This is a genomic window from Tabrizicola sp. (assembly GCF_041911175.1).
Lineage (GTDB): Bacteria > Pseudomonadota > Alphaproteobacteria > Rhodobacterales > Rhodobacteraceae > Tabrizicola.
Map to the genome: position 1 here is coordinate 1 of NZ_JAYRPN010000032.1, position 13,444 is coordinate 13,444.

Below are 13,444 nucleotides of genomic sequence, written 5' to 3' on the forward strand. Positions count from 1 at the left end.
GGAAATCGCGGCCCCGGCGTTCTGGATCTGGTGCGGGACGGGCAGGTTCGGCAGGGGCAGGTCGAGCAAGCCATTCTCGTCCTGATAGATCAGCCGCCCGCGTTCCTCCCACGCATTCCAGTGCTGCCCGAAGGCGAGGACGGGCGCCCCCAGCCGAGCGGCCCTGGCCTCGATCACCGCCAACCCCTCCGGCAGTTGCGGCCCGACGATCACCGGCACTCCGCGCTTGATGATCCCGGCCTTTTCGCCCGCAATCTCGGTCAGCGTCTCGCCCAGGTATTGCTGGTGGTCGATGGAGACCGGGGTGATGATCGTCAGTCGGGGCTTTTCCACGACGTTCGTTGCATCCAGCCGTCCGCCAAGACCCACTTCCAGCAGCGTCCAGTCCGCCGGAGTCCGGGCAAAGGCCAGGAAGGCGGCGCAGGTGGTGATCTCGAAGAAGGTGATCTCGTCCGGGCCGTTCACCCGCACGCATTCGTCCAGAAGCGCGGTCAGCGCGGGTTCGGAAATCAACTCGCCCGCCAGCCGGATACGTTCGTGGAACCGCGCCAGATGCGGCGAGGTATAGGCATGGACCTTGTCGCCGCCCGCCTCCAGCCCCGCCCGGATCATCGCCTGGGTCGAGCCTTTGCCATTGGTCCCGGCAATATGGATCACCGGCGGCAGCGCGCGTTCGGGGTGGCCAAGGGCGGCCAGAAGACGCTCTACCCGCGCGAGGGTCAGGTCGATGATCTTGGGATGCAGCGTCATCATCCGCTCAAGGACGACGTCGGAACCTTGCGTCATGGGTCAGGCGCCAGCTTCGGCCTTGGCCTCGACCGGCGCGGGCAGGTCGCCCTTGATCGCCGGGGGCTGGCCGGTCAGCATCCGGACCAGCGTCACCAACTCGTCCTTCATCGCCTTGCGATGGACGACGCGATCCAGCATGCCGTGGTCGAGGAGGTATTCCGCGCGCTGGAAGCCCTCCGGCAGCTTCTCGCGGATGGTCTGTTCGATCACCCGCGCCCCGGCGAAACCGATCTGGGCGTTGGGTTCCGCAATTTGCACATCGCCCAGCATGGCATAGCTGGCCGTGACGCCGCCCGTCGTCGGATGGGTCAGGACAACGATATAGGGCAGGCCCGCTTCCTTCAGCATCTGCACCGCCACCGTCGTGCGCGGCATCTGCATCAGCGACAGCATCCCTTCCTGCATCCGCGCGCCACCGGAGGCCGAAAACAGCACCAGTGGACGCTTCAGCTTCACCGCACGCTCCGCCGCCGCGATGATCGCGTTGCCGACATACATGCCCATCGACCCCGCCATGAAGGCGAAGTCCTGCGCGGCGGCAACGATGGGGGTGCGGTTGATCTCGCCCTCGGCCACCAGCATCGCGTCCTTCTCGCCGCTGGCTTTCTGCGCCGCCTTGATCCGGTCGGTGTATTTCTTCTGGTCGCGGAAATGCAGCGGGTCGACCACCGCGTCCGGCACCTTCACCTCGGTGAAGATCCCGCCGTCGAACAGCGCCTCGAACCGTTCGCGCGGGCTGATCGCCATATGATGTTCGCAGGTGGTGCAGACGTTCAGGTTCGCCGCAAGTTCCCGGTGGAACAGCATCGTCCCGCATTCCGGGCACTTCGTCCAAAGGTTCTCGGGCACTTCGCGACGCGAGAAGAGCGAGTTGATCTTCGGACGGACGTAGTTGGTGATCCAGTTCATGCGGTGCCTGCTGCCCCTTTGGTCAGCCACCGAAATAAGCCGGGGGGCCGCGAAATGCAATCAGCGGCAATCGGCATGGGCGGGGTGAAACTTTCCCCCCGCGCCTCCGTTCCTTCGGCATGAGAAGCGGAGGAAACCATGCCCCAAGGCCCCCTCGTCTATCGCCAGCGCCTTCTGACCCGGATCACGCATTGGGTCTGGGCGGTGGCGCTGTTCTTCCTGATGCTGACGGGCCTCCAGATCTTCAACGCGCATCCCAGCCTGCACATCGGCAAGGAAGCCGGGTTCGCCTATGACAACGCCATCCTGGAAATCGGCGCGCGCGAGGTGGGCGGCGAATTGCAGGGCGTGACCCGCGTCTTCGGGACCGAGTTCGAGACCACCGGCTTTCTCGGCGTCTCGGATGGCACGGTACGCGCAATTCCGGCGGCCCTGACGATCCCGTCCAACCAGAGTCTTGCGACAGGCCGGGTGATCCACTTCTTCTTCGCCTGGGCGCTGGTCGGGACGCTGAGCCTCTGGCTCGTGGCTTCGGTGCTGAACGGCCACCTGCGCCAGCTGTTTCCAACTCTCGCCGACCTGCGCGCCCTGCCGCGCGACATTGCCGACCACGCCCGCCTGCGGTTCCAGCATACCGCCCGCTACTCCGTGTTGCAGAAGCTGGCCTATGCCTCGGTCCTGTTCCTCGCCCTGCCGCTGATGATCCTGACCGGGCTGTCCATGTCGCCGGGCTTCAATGCCGCTGCGCCTTGGCTGCTGGATCTGTTCCAGGGCCGCCAGACCGCGCGGACGATCCATTTCCTGACCATGCTGGCGCTGCTGGGCTTCTTCGCCGTCCACATGGCGATGATCCTGCTGGCAGGTCCGCTGAACGAGATGCGGTCGATCCTGACCGGCTGGTATCGCACCGATGGAGAGCAGGATGTTTGATCGTCGCAGGTTTCTGCTGACCGGGGCCGCGCTGTCGCTTTCCGGATGCAAGATTTTCGACAGCGCCTCGGGCAGCGACAGCGCGCTGCGCCAGCTTTTCGCCAGCCACGAGGGCCTGACCCGCAGCGCCCAGCGTGCCCTGATCGGCGACCGGCTCGCGCCCGAATTTTCCGAGGCCGACATCCGCCAGGGCCAGCGCCCGAACGGGTCCACCGATCCGGCGGATGCCACCTACCGGCAGATGGCCCAATCCGGCTTCACCGACTATCGCCTGACCGTCACCGGCCTGGTGGACGCACCGCAAAGCCTGTCGCTGGCCGACCTGACCGCGCTGCCCTCGCGGACCCAGATCACCCGGCATGACTGCGTCGAAGGCTGGAGTTGCATCGCCAAATGGCAGGGGGTTCCGCTTGGCACCGTCCTGAAGCTGGCAGGTCCGAAACTCACCGCCCGCTACGCAGTCTTCCACTGCTTCGACGCCATTGAACGCAGCCTGTCGGGTGAGGTGTTCTACTATGAGAGCATCGACCTCATCGACGCCTACCACCCCCAGACCATCCTCGCCTATGCGATGAACGGCGCACCCCTGCCAGTGGCGAACGGAGCGCCCCTACGGCTGCGGGTGGAACGGCAGCTCGGCTACAAGATGGCGAAGTACGTCCATACCATCGAGCTGACTGACAGTCTCAGCGCGCTGGGTTCGGGCAAGGGCAGCTACTGGGCCGACCGGGGTTATGAGTGCTATGCGGGAATATAGGGGCCAAATTTCTTCGAAGAAATTTGCAAAATCCTTCGAAGGATTTTGGTCCCTCACCCCCAGGTCGGGTGGAACTTGCCCGCGGGCGACAGGGTGAAAATCTCGCAGCCCGTCGCGGTGACGCCCACCGAATGCTCGAACTGCGCCGACAGCGACTTGTCGCGGGTGACGGCGGTCCAGTCGTCGGCCAGCACCTTCGTCTCCGGGCGGCCAAGGTTCACCATCGGCTCGATGGTGAAGAACATGCCTTCCTCCAGCACCGGACCCGACCCGGCGCGGCCATAGTGCAGCACGTTCGGCGGCGCGTGGAACACCCGGCCAAGGCCATGCCCGCAGAAGTCACGCACCACGCTCATCCGTTGCGCCTCGACATAGGCCTGGATCGCATGGCCGATGTCGCCGAAGGTGTTGCCCGGCTTCACCGCCGCAATCCCGCGCATCAGGCCCTCATGCGTGACCTCGATCAGCCGTTCGGCCTTGCGGGGCAGCTGGCCCGCAACATACATCCGGCTGGTGTCGCCATACCAGCCGTCGACGATCACCGTGACATCGACGTTCAGGATATCGCCGTCCACCAGCACTTTCGGCCCCGGAATCCCGTGGCAGACCACATGGTTCACGCTGATGCAGGAGGCGTGCTTGTAGCCCTTGTAGCCCACGGTGGCCGAAGTCACCCCGCGCCGCTCGATCTCGGACGTGATGAAGTCGTCGATCACCGCCGTTGTGGCGCCGGGCACCACCAGGGGCGCCACGGCATCCAGAATCTCGGCAGCCACGCGGCCCGCCACGCGCATGCCCGCGAAATCCGCGTCCTCGTAGATGCGGATGCCGTCTTTGGTGATGCGCGCGCGAATGTCGTCCAAGGCCAGTCTCTCCAGGGCCGCTCTCCTTGGCCCCTACATAAGAGCCTTGCGCCGAATTGGCCAGAGGCCGGGGTTTGAAAGCCAGTGCGCCCCGGCTATACCCGCGGATGTGATCAGGAGAAACCGGCCATGACCAACCCGACCGCGGCGATTCTGGTGATCGGCGACGAGATCCTGTCCGGCCGCACCCGCGATTCGAACCTGCACTTCCTGGCGGGCGAGCTGACCCGGATCGGCATCACCCTGCGCGAGGCCCGCATCGTCGCCGACATCCATCCCGAGATCGTCGCCGCCGTCCGCGCTCTGTCGGCCAGCTACACCCATGTCTTTACCAGCGGCGGCATCGGCCCGACCCATGACGACATCACGGCGGATGCGGTGGCTGAGGCGATGGGGGCGAAGATCGGTCCCCGGGCCGATGCGATGGCGCTGCTGCAGGCGCATTACGACCGCTCCGGCCTGCCCTTCAACGAGGCCCGGCAGCGCATGGCCCGCATCCCGGACGGGGCGGCGTTGATCGACAACCCGGTCTCGACCGCGCCGGGTTTCACGCTGGGCAACGTGCATGTGATGGCGGGGGTGCCGAAGATGTTCGAGGCGATGGTCGCAAGCGTCCTGCCCAAGCTGACCGGCGGCCCGCCGCTTCTGTCGCAGACCCTGCGCGTCGACCGGGGCGAGGGCGAGATCGCGGCACCCTTCGGCGCCCTTGCCGCCGAGTTTCCCGAGCTGTCGATGGGCTCCTACCCCTTCATCCAGAACGGCGCGCATGGCACCAACCTGGTGGTCCGGGGCACCGATCCGGCAAGGCTGGATCAGGCGATGGTCAGGCTGACGAGGATGTTCGGATGACGCCCGACCTGCTTGCCGAAGTGATGGAGGCGACCTGGCCCCCGGCGGGCCGCAGTCAGCTTGGCCCCTTCACCCTGCGCGACGGGGCCGGAGGCGGCAAGCGCGTCTCCGCCGCCACTTGCGACGGTGCCTTCACCGAGGCCGACCTTGCCGCGCTTGAATCCGCGATTGCTGACCCGCTGGCCCTGATCCGCGAGGGTGACGCGGCGCTGGATGCCGCGCTCGACGCCCGCAGCTGGCGCATCGTCGACCCGGTCGTCGCCTATGCCGCCCCGGTGGCGGACCTGACCGCCGAGCTTCCCTTCCTCACCGCCTTCCCGCACTGGCCACCGCTGGAGGTCGCCCGCTCGCTTTGGGCCGAAGGCGGGATCGGCCCGGCCCGGATCGCGGTGATGGATCGGGTCACGGGTCCGAAGGCCGCGATCCTTGGCCGCACTGGCGACCGCCCTGCCGGGGTCGCCTTCGTCGCCTGCAACGGCGCGGAAGCGATGGTTCACGCGCTGGAGGTCCGGGACAGCCAGCGTCGGCAGGGCCTCGGGCGGCACCTCCTGCACGCCGCCGCCAACTGGGCGGCCACCCAAGGCGCCACCCGGCTGTCCCTGGTCGTCACCCGGCAGAACGCCGCCGCCCGCGCGCTCTACGCTCGCCTTGGGATGCAAGAGGTGGGACAATACCACTATCGACAGAAATGATCGCGGAAAGCGACCGGGCAGTGCCGAAGTCCATCTTCCATTTTCCTCTTCTGGCCGCTTTGGCCCAACCTGCCGTCGCCCTGACGCTGGACCTGCCCGCCAAGGTGCTGGGCGAGGAAAGCCGCAGCGAATTGCCCGGCAGCTACGCCCTGCCGGTTGCCGCTTTCGACGGCACCTCCGTGCCCTCGCGGCAGATGGAAGGGGCACTGGACCAGCGGGCCTTCCGGCTTGATGCCGCTGGAGTGACGACGCTGGCTCTCCTCACCCCCCTGCGGGAACAGGTGCTTGCGGCGGGCTACGAGATCGTCTTCGAATGCGACGCGCGCGCCTGCGGTGGGTTCGACTTCCGCTTTCACACCGACGTGATGCCGGAGCCCGACATGCACGTCGACATGGGCGACTTCCGCTTCCTGTCCGCCCGGTCCGGCGACGAGGCGGTGTCGATCCTGGTCAGCCGCAGCGCAGGCGCGGGCTATGTCCAGATCACCCGCGTCACGGATGCGCCACAGCCGGCAACGCAGGTCGAGACCCCGGTGACGCTGGCCAACGAGGCGACCCCGGGCGCGGTCGAGACGACGCAGCCGGCATCCTCCGTTGCCGCCTCGCTCGACGCCGTCGGCTCGGCAGTGCTGGACGATCTGGTCTTCGCCAGCGGCTCCGCAACGCTCGCCGATGGCGACTATCCCTCGCTGGCTGCAGTGGCCGCCTGGTTGCAGGCGAATCCCGACGGCACCATCGCGCTGGTCGGGCATACCGACGCCTCGGGCAGCCTTGCGGCCAACACCGCCCTGTCCGAACGCCGGGCCGAAGCGGTGGCCGAGGTGCTGATCGACCGTTTTGCCGTCGACCCCGCGCGGGTCGCGGCGAAAGGCGTCGGCTTCCTTGCACCGCGCGCGACGAATCAGACTGAAGAGGGGCGGCAGAAAAACAGACGGGTCGAAGTGATCGTCACTTCGACCCGTTGACCGGCTGGGGGAGAGGGGCCCCGAACCGAAGGTTTCGTCACCAGTTGTCGGGGCCCTTGTCGGTATAGCGCCGAGCCAGAAAGTCGATGAAGGCGCGCACCTTGGGCTGGGTGAACCGGCCCGGCGGATAGACCGCATAGATGCCCAGAACCTCGACCGGAAGGCCGGGGATCGCCTCTTCCACCAGCCCCTGCCGCATTGCGTCGGCATAAAGGAACGACGGCAGATAGGCGATGCCGAGGCCCGAGATCGCGGCGTTCAGCAGGCTTTGCCCGTCATTCACCGTCAGCCAGCCGACCGAGCGGACCTGCCGCTTTTCGCCCGAGGGCGCAGTGATCTTCCAGACATTGCCGTTGGCCTGGTTGGAATAGTGCAGAAGCTTGTGGTCGTTCAGATCGTCGATCTTCTGCGGTCGCCCGAATTTCTGGAAATAGCCCGGCGCGCCGATCATCCGCTTCGTCGTCTCGGTCAGCTTCCGGGCGCGGAGCGAGGAATCCTCCAACTCGCCCACGCGAATCGCCATGTCGAAGCCTTCGCTGATGAGTTCGACATAGCGGTTGTTCAGGACCATGTTCACGGTGATGTCCGGGTATTCCAGCAGGAAATCCCCCAGGATCGGCGACAGCAGGTTCACCCCGAAATCCGTGGCGACCGACACCCGCAACAGCCCCGACGGCGCCGACTGCATCGAGGTGACAAGCGCATCGGCTTCGCCCGCGTCGTTCAGCACCCGGCGGGCGCGGTCATAGTAGGCCAAGCCGATTTCCGTGGGCGAGACGCGACGGGTGGTACGGTTCAGAAGCCGGGCGCCCAGGCGCGCTTCCAGGGCGGACACATGTTTCGAGACGGCAGATTTCGAGATCCCCATCTTCTTGGCTGCATCGGTGAAGCCGCCCTGGTCCACTACCGTGGCAAAGGCCTCCATCTCTGTCAGTCGATCCATATCGTCCTCTTGGGAACAGTCACGCCGTTTTGTTGCAATCAGGTTTCACTTCCAATTCGGGCAGGAAGGCGGCAATCAGGCGTCCGATCCGGGGTATTGTGGGGGATCGTTCATGGCATCGAAACGCTCGCACGCCATGCGGCATCGGCGAGGTCACGCCGCAACCCGCATGACGCATCGGCGCGGAAAGGCCTGCACCCCGGCAATCGGCAGGAAATCGTTCTGATACCGTTCACAATCTGGCAGCAGTCCGCTGCATGATTCCGGCTTTGACCACGATGTATGGAATATCCTTCCCAAGCCGCCTAGCTAGGTCGGCAAGGCGCGGAACGCCGCGTCTTGCCATCATGGACTGAAAAAGGAGACTTCCATGAAACGCATCGCACTCGTGCTTGCCCCGTTCGCCCTGGCTTCGGCCGCGTTCGCGCAGGCCACCCTGCCCGAAGTTGCCGACACCGACGGCAACGGCAGCTGGTCGCTGGTCGAGCTTCAGGCGGTCTGGACGGACCTGAACGAAGATACCTTCAAGGCCATCGACACCACCGCCGACGGCAACGTCGACGCGACCGAGCTCCAGGCCGCGCTGGACGGCGGCGTGATCAAGGCGCCGGAAGCGGCCACCAACGGCTAAGGCTAAAGCCGTGCCGCCAGGCGCGCCGCCTGATCGATGGCGCGCTTGGCATCCAGTTCGGCCGCCACATCCGCCCCGCCGATCCGATGGTGGGGGATGCCACGACGGTCAAGCTCGGCGCTGAGCCCCCGTTCCGGCTCTTGCCCTGCGCAGAGCACCACGGCATCGACCGCGAGCAGTTCCGGTTGCTCGCGGTTCGGCCCGTGGGAAATCCACAGCCCGTCCGGCGCGATCCGTTCGTAATTCACCCCGCCCTGCATCTTCACCTGCTTCATCGCCAGGCTTGCCCGGTGAATCCAGCCGGTCGTCTTGCCCAGGTGCCGCCCCGGTTTCTCGGCCTTGCGTTGCAGCAGAAACACCTCGCGCGCGGGCGGATGCGGCTGCGGCCCGTCCGGTGCCAGCCCGCCCCGGTCCTGCCAGGGCGCAGACACCCCCCATTCCGCGCGCCAGAGGCCCGCATCCAGCGTCGGGCTGACCCCCTCGTGCACCAGCGTCTCGGCCACGTCGAAGCCGATCCCGCCCGCGCCGACCACCGCCACCCGTTGCCCCACCCCGGCACCCTTCAGAGCCTCGATATAGGACAGGACCTTCGCCCCCGGCTCCACCGGAATCCCCGGATCGCGCGGGCGGACGCCGGTGGCGATCACCACCTCGTCGAACCCCGCCAGATCCTCTGCGGCAGCGGTCTGCCCCAGGCGCAGCTCGATCCCCGGTGCGCGCAGCATTGTGGCGAACCAGTCGACCAACCCGTAGAACTCTTCCTTGCCCGGCACCCGCTTGGCCAGGTTCAACTGCCCGCCGACTTCCGTCGCCGTGTCGAAAAGCGCGACCCGATGGCCCCTTTTGCTGGCAACGATGGCCGTCATCATCCCCGCAGGCCCGGCCCCCACCACCGCCACCCGTTTCGGCACTGTCGCCGGTTCGTAGACAAGCTCTGTCTCGTGGCAGGCGCGCGGGTTGACCAGGCATGAGGTCAGCTTGCCCGAGAACGTATGGTCCAGGCAGGCCTGGTTGCAGGCGATGCAGGGCGCGATCTCCGCCGCCCGCCCCGCCGCAGCCTTGGCGATGAACCCGGCATCCGCCAGCCAGGGCCGCGCCATCGACACCATGTCGGCTGAACCCTCCGCCAGCAGGCGCTCGGCCAGCTCCGGCGTGTTGATCCGGTTCGAGGTGATCACCGGAATGGAAACCTCCGGCCGCAACCGCGCCGTCAGGTGCGCAAAGCCCGCGCGGGGGACCGAGGTGGCGATCGTCGGCACCCGCGCCTCGTGCCAGCCGATCCCGGTGTTCAGCACCGAAGCCCCAGCCACCTCGACGGCCTTCGCCAGTTGCACGACCTCCTCCCAGCTTGACCCGTCCGGCACCAGGTCGATCAGCGAGATGCGGTAGACCAGCACCGCCCCCGGCCCCATCGCCGCCCGCACGCGCCGCACCACCTCGACCGGCAGGCGCATCCGGTTGGCGTAATCACCCCCCCAGCGATCCGTTCGGCGGTTGGTGTGGGTGACAAGGAACTGGTTCAGGAAATACCCCTCCGACCCCATCACCTCGACCCCGTCATACCCCGCCTCGATGGCCCGGGCCGCCGCCGTGGCGACGTCGGCGACCTGTTTCTCGATCCCCGCCTCGTCCAGTTCGCGTGGGGGGAAGGGCGAGATCGGCGACTTGATCGCCGATGGCGCCACGCACTCCTTGCCGTAGGCGTAGCGCCCGGCATGCAGGATCTGCATCGCGATATGCCCGCCTTCGGCATGGACGGCATCGGTCACCCGCCGGTGGTTGGCGATGTCCGCAGCCGAGAACAGCCCCGCCGCGCCGGGAAAGACCCCGCCCTCCCGGTTCGGCGCCATGCCCCCGGTCACGATCAACCCGGCCCCGCCCTTCGCCCGCGCCGCATAGAAGGAAGCGACCCGGCCCCAGTCGCCGGTCTCCTCCAGCCCGGTGTGCATCGAGCCCATCAGGCTGCGGTTGCGCAAGCTGACCCCAGCCAATGTGATCGGTGCCAGAAGATGCGGATATTCGGTCATGCGGGCCTCCCTTGCCTTGGCAGAATGGCGAAGCCTGGCCCCAGCGTCACCCTGAACGCAACGTCACAAGACCACCACCTGCGCCGGGTCCAGAAGCCAGGGCGCGATGATGCCGCAGGTATCGGCCAGGGGCAGCAGGCTGTCCGGTACGTCCATCCCGATCACCCGCCGCATGAACTCGGCCCGCGCGGCGCAGCGCCGGGCCACGTTCGGATGGGTCCGCGCCAGCGCCGTGCGCAGACCCTCGTCGGCAATGACATAGCCATCCTCCATCCGGGTCGAGCCCCACCCGGCATGTGCCGGGATCACGTCCATCTGCATCGCCATGCCGGAAGCGAGCGGGATCCCCGACCCCGGCATGATCGGCGAGGACATCCATTCGTCCAGCCCGATCAGGTGGCCGGGGTTCAGCGTGATGCCGAAGCGTTCCGGCAGGCGGTCGTCGATCATCGCCCAGACCGCACCGCCCGTCACGCCGGGCCGCATCATCGCGCACCAGTTGGACATCGCGCGGGCGTAGGGAAAGACGAACTCCTCCAGATAGCCCGCCGCGCTTGTCGGCAGGTCGCCCTCGCCCCGCGCCATCCAGCCCGCCCGGCAGATGTTCGATCCCCAATGCGCGACGTTGAAACTCGCCGGAACCCCGCGCCGGATCCGGTCGCCCACCGGCCCCGACAGCCCCGGCGTCTCGCCCATCGCGAAGGTGACATGGCATCCCAAGGGCAAGCCCCCGATCCGCGCCGCCTCGACCGCCGCGAAATCGGTCATCCCCTCTTGCAGCGCAAAGACCATCCGCTTCAGCGCAGAAGCCGCCATATGGTTCGAAAACTCCAGCCGCGCGATGTCGTCGACGCCGACCCGCGCCCGCAGCCCGTGGCCGGGATGCATGAAAAGTGCAGTCGCATTCTCCACCCGCCCCGCCCGCTGCCGCAGCGGATCGGCGAGAAAGGCCGGAATGTCCAGCGCCAGCACCGGGTCGGCCCCCGGCGGCAACTCATCCGCCCCGAACCACTTCCACCCCACCGCGCCAACCTTCGCGCCCTTCGGCACCAGCTCCGCCAGCCACTCCCACAACCGCCGCGACCCCCTCGGCTGGCTCGGCAGCGAGAGCGAGGCGCAATGCCCGGTCCTGACCCGCCCCGCCGCCACCAGCGGCGAGACGGCGGTATAGGCCAGGCACTCGTTCCCCGCGATCAGCAGGGCATCGGCTTCGGTCACAACCAGCACCGCCTCCTCGAAGCGCGGGTCGAAGCCGGTCAGCCAGTGCAGGTTCGCCGCATGCTCGCGGTCGCCATAGATGACCAGCGCCGCATGGCCAGCCCCCGCCATCGCCGCCCGCACCGCTGCCAGCCGCACCTGCGCCTCCTCCAGCGAAAAGGCCGGGGGCAGGTCCGGGGTTCCGTTGTCCGGCCAGTCCATGCGCTGCAATCTGGTCATTCGCCTCTCCCCGGTTTCCAGGACGAGGATCGCATTCCCCGGCGATGCCCGTCGAGCCCCCTGTTCACGTCTTGCGCGGTCCCCCGAGGAGGACATGACGTGAACGACGAGGCAAGCCGGAGACGCGCCAGAGCTTCCTTGCGAATCCCCCCGCCCCCGCCTATATCACCCCGCGAGAGGTTGGCGCGGGCAGGCGCCTCGCCAACCCGGTCAGGTCCGGAAGGAAGCAGCCGTAACGAGATCCGTTTGGGTCGTTGTCCAGCCTCTCACCTTTCTTGCCATAGATCCTTGATCTTGCAGAAAGCCCTTGCAGACGGGGTTGCGCTACATACGCTGCCACAGTCCGGTGCTCGGGCAGCATCGAATGCAGGCAGAACATCCGCGGCAAACGAGCACTTCCGGTCTGAGTCGGCCTTGGACGATCTTGAACGTGCGGCTTCGAAGCGGTCAACGGGTGCAGACATCCTGCGGAACGGTCGAAGCACCTGTTCCAGCAGGGTTCGACTTCTGGCGCCGGGAAGACTGGAAGACGATGAAGCTGAAGCGCCGATCGGATTTGCTGCGAATGCCTTGCGCAGGGTGGGCCGCGCGCCCAACGGCTCATGGCCGCAATTGCTTTGGATCCTTGCAGAAGTGCTGATCGAGGCGCGCGGATGTTCAATGAATTCAGGGGTGCGCAAACAACTCCGAAATCGACCACCAGGAAGAACGTGGTCAATACAAGCAGGCTCTCCTCGAAACGCCGAACCGTTACACGATGCGCTTTCGGGGTCTCACGCTGCCGCAGGCCGGCAAGGCGAACGGAGAGCTTCCTGCATCCTTTCCGGCCTTGGTACCCAAGACGATCAACATGAAGTGGTTGTCCCACCTGTCGAGCATTCCGCGAAGGGCCTCCAACAACGGGCACATCGAAACCAATCCCGCCAAAGGAACCTGCGTCGACACGGGCAGAAAGGTGCACCGGGAGCCATCCTACCTGCCCTCCGCGAAGGACGAATTGAAGACGATCCTCGGGCATCCAGTGTTCGCGGACCCGTCCGCCTGCGGTCTCAATCTGTGGGCGTTCCTCGTCATGCTTTGCACCGGGGTCCGTAGCTCGTCCGAGATGGCGTCGATGGCACCGGATAGCATCTTCGAGGAGCAGGGTGTGTCGGATTTTATCTTGCGGAGGCGTCGAAGAACCAGAGAAACAAGCGGTTGGCGCCAATCCACAAGGACCCGGTGACGATTGGGTTCCTCGATCACGTCGAGAAGCTTCAAGAGTCCGGCCAGACCCTACTTTTCCCGGGGTGGGGCCCTGTTGCACGAATCCTGTGAGCATGCTCCGGCACCGGCCTCTTCCTTGGCCGCGGTTCATCCCCGCGCGTGCGGGGAACAGGCTGCCGATGGGCAGGGTGATCTTTATCCTGTCGGTTCATCCCCGCGCGTGCGGGGAACAGCCCGCCCGATGCCGACCCGGCTTCGATTGTTTCGGTTCATCCCCGCGCGTGCGGGGAACAGGTGTCAGGCGAGACGCCCAACTGGTGCGCCGCCGGTTCATCCCCGCGCGTGCGGGGAACAGCCCGCCCGATGCCGACCCGGCTTCGATTGTTTCGGTTCATCCCCGCGCGTGCGGGAAACAAGCGGGCCTCGGCTGGTGCGGCAGAGGCGAC

Annotated in this window: 12 protein-coding genes, 1 other RNA gene and 1 CRISPR repeat array; of the genes, 7 read left to right on the plus strand and 6 right to left on the minus strand. The window is 66.7% G+C overall.

Going from position 1 to position 13,444, the window contains the following annotated elements:
- On the minus strand, window positions 1-786 hold a 786-nt coding region (locus ACE3P6_RS04095; RefSeq protein WP_374391859.1), incomplete at its 3' end, for a folylpolyglutamate synthase/dihydrofolate synthase family protein.
- Window positions 787-789: 3 nt separating this feature from the next.
- Window positions 790-1,698, minus strand: coding sequence for an acetyl-CoA carboxylase, carboxyltransferase subunit beta (gene accD, locus ACE3P6_RS04100; protein ID WP_374391861.1), 909 nt, complete (start codon window positions 1,696-1,698; stop codon window positions 790-792).
- Window positions 1,699-1,836: 138 nt separating this feature from the next.
- Between accD and ACE3P6_RS04105 the strand changes: the two genes are divergently transcribed.
- Together ACE3P6_RS04105 and ACE3P6_RS04110 are read left to right on the plus strand one after the other, a co-directional pair.
- Entirely contained in the window at window positions 1,837-2,628 is a 792-nt protein-coding gene (locus tag ACE3P6_RS04105) for a cytochrome b/b6 domain-containing protein (protein ID WP_374391863.1), read from the plus strand.
- A complete protein-coding gene (locus ACE3P6_RS04110) occupies window positions 2,621-3,385 on the plus strand; it encodes a molybdopterin-binding protein (protein ID WP_374391865.1) in 765 nt (254 codons plus the stop codon). The genes ACE3P6_RS04105 and ACE3P6_RS04110 overlap by 8 nt, the downstream gene beginning before the upstream one ends.
- 53 nt (window positions 3,386-3,438) lie before the next feature.
- Here ACE3P6_RS04110 and map read toward each other — a convergent pair whose 3' ends face one another.
- Complete coding sequence (map, locus tag ACE3P6_RS04115; protein ID WP_374391867.1) at window positions 3,439-4,248, minus strand: type I methionyl aminopeptidase; 810 nt, start codon at window positions 4,246-4,248, stop codon at window positions 3,439-3,441.
- A gap of 129 nt (window positions 4,249-4,377) precedes the next feature.
- Between map and ACE3P6_RS04120 the strand changes: the two genes are divergently transcribed.
- The 3 genes from ACE3P6_RS04120 to ACE3P6_RS04130 are packed head-to-tail and all read left to right on the plus strand — an operon-like array spanning window position 4,378 to window position 6,754.
- The gene (locus ACE3P6_RS04120; RefSeq protein WP_374391869.1) at window positions 4,378-5,097 is read left to right on the plus strand and encodes a competence/damage-inducible protein A; all 720 of its coding nucleotides are present in this window, start codon (window positions 4,378-4,380) and stop codon (window positions 5,095-5,097) included.
- A complete protein-coding gene (locus tag ACE3P6_RS04125; protein ID WP_374391871.1) occupies window positions 5,094-5,789 on the plus strand; it encodes a GNAT family N-acetyltransferase in 696 nt (231 codons plus the stop codon). The genes ACE3P6_RS04120 and ACE3P6_RS04125 overlap by 4 nt, the downstream gene beginning before the upstream one ends.
- Complete coding sequence (locus ACE3P6_RS04130; protein WP_374391873.1) at window positions 5,786-6,754, plus strand: OmpA family protein; 969 nt, start codon at window positions 5,786-5,788, stop codon at window positions 6,752-6,754. The genes ACE3P6_RS04125 and ACE3P6_RS04130 overlap by 4 nt, the downstream gene beginning before the upstream one ends.
- A 37-nt stretch (window positions 6,755-6,791) precedes the next feature.
- Here ACE3P6_RS04130 and ACE3P6_RS04135 read toward each other — a convergent pair whose 3' ends face one another.
- A complete protein-coding gene (locus tag ACE3P6_RS04135; protein WP_294972586.1) occupies window positions 6,792-7,697 on the minus strand; it encodes a LysR family transcriptional regulator in 906 nt (301 codons plus the stop codon).
- Window positions 7,698-8,067: 370 nt separating this feature from the next.
- Here ACE3P6_RS04135 and ACE3P6_RS04140 point away from each other — a divergent pair, with 370 nt between their 5' ends.
- A complete protein-coding gene (locus ACE3P6_RS04140) occupies window positions 8,068-8,328 on the plus strand; it encodes an EF-hand domain-containing protein (protein ID WP_374391875.1) in 261 nt (86 codons plus the stop codon).
- A gap of 2 nt (window positions 8,329-8,330) precedes the next feature.
- On the opposite strand, the gene ACE3P6_RS04145 is transcribed toward ACE3P6_RS04140, so the two are convergent.
- Window positions 8,331-10,355, minus strand: coding sequence for an FAD-dependent oxidoreductase (locus ACE3P6_RS04145; protein WP_374391877.1), 2,025 nt, complete (start codon window positions 10,353-10,355; stop codon window positions 8,331-8,333).
- 63 nt (window positions 10,356-10,418) lie between these two features.
- On the minus strand, window positions 10,419-11,792 hold the full coding sequence (locus tag ACE3P6_RS04150; RefSeq protein ID WP_374391879.1) for a hypothetical protein: 1,374 nt from the start codon (window positions 11,790-11,792) through the stop codon (window positions 10,419-10,421).
- A 173-nt stretch (window positions 11,793-11,965) separates the two neighbouring features.
- On the opposite strand from ACE3P6_RS04150, the gene ffs reads away from it, so the two are divergent.
- An RNA gene (ffs, locus tag ACE3P6_RS04155) (signal recognition particle sRNA small type) lies at window positions 11,966-12,064 on the plus strand.
- Window positions 12,065-13,141: 1,077 nt separating this feature from the next.
- Window positions 13,142-13,414: a CRISPR direct-repeat array (repeat unit 29 nt; unit sequence CGGTTCATCCCCGCGCGTGCGGGGAACAG).
- The last annotated feature ends 30 nt before the right edge of the window (window positions 13,415-13,444 follow it).